An 871-nucleotide genomic window follows, 5' to 3' on the forward strand; every position below is an offset into this window, starting at 1 on the left:
CCAACACACCAAATCCCCGGTGCGATACATCCGCGCCCCACCCACCCCGCCCAGCGGGCAAGCCACAAACCGCGACCCGGTCAAACCCGGCCGGCCCCAATAGCCCACCCCCACCGCGGACCCGGCCACATACAACTCACCGACCACCCCGACCGGCACCGGGCGCAACCACCCATCCAGCACCAAAAAACCAAGATGGGCCAGCGGCACCCCAATAGGACTGACAGTGCTGTGGGTATCGGCGTCGACGATGTCTCGAAACGAGGCATGCACGGTCGTCTCGGTGATGCCATACATGTTGATCACCCGCGGTGATCCCACGGGGTTGTGCAGCCACCCGCCAAGACGCTGGGGATCGAGCGCTTCGCCGCCGAACACCACAGCCTCCAGCTCGAGCTGCGCTCGTAGCTCGGGCTGTAAAGCCTCGACGGTTTGCAGCGCATAAAACGCCGACGGGGTCTGGCTTAACACGTTGACGTGTTCACCGATCAGCAGCTCATACAGCTCGTGCGGGGAGCCGACCACCGGTCCGGGCACCACCACCAGCCGCCCACCATGGAGCAGGGCCCCGAAAATCTCCCACACCGCGAAGTCGAAGCTCAACGAGTGGCACTGCGCCCACACCCGCCCCGTCAACTCCATCCTGGCGGCCACAGACGCCAGCAGCGCGGTGATGTTGTGGTGGGTGATGGCCACCCCCTTCGGGGTGCCGGTGGTGCCCGAGGTGTAGATCAGATACGCGATGTCCTCAGGCGCGGGCACCGGCAGCGCGGTGGCGGGCTGGGCGGTGGCGGGTGTGGCGGCAAGGTCGTCGATGTCGAAGACGGTCAGATCCTGGTGGCCGGCCAGCCGGTCGCGCAGCCCGCTGGCA

At 66.7% G+C, this 871-nt stretch carries 1 protein-coding gene; it reads right to left on the bottom strand.

Annotated features, from left to right (window positions below):
- The coding region (locus AC5Y6X_RS24365; RefSeq protein WP_499989707.1) for an AMP-binding protein at positions 1-871 on the bottom strand (871 nt) is incomplete at both ends.

Source organism: Mycobacterium sp. NGS26 (genome assembly GCF_059813025.1).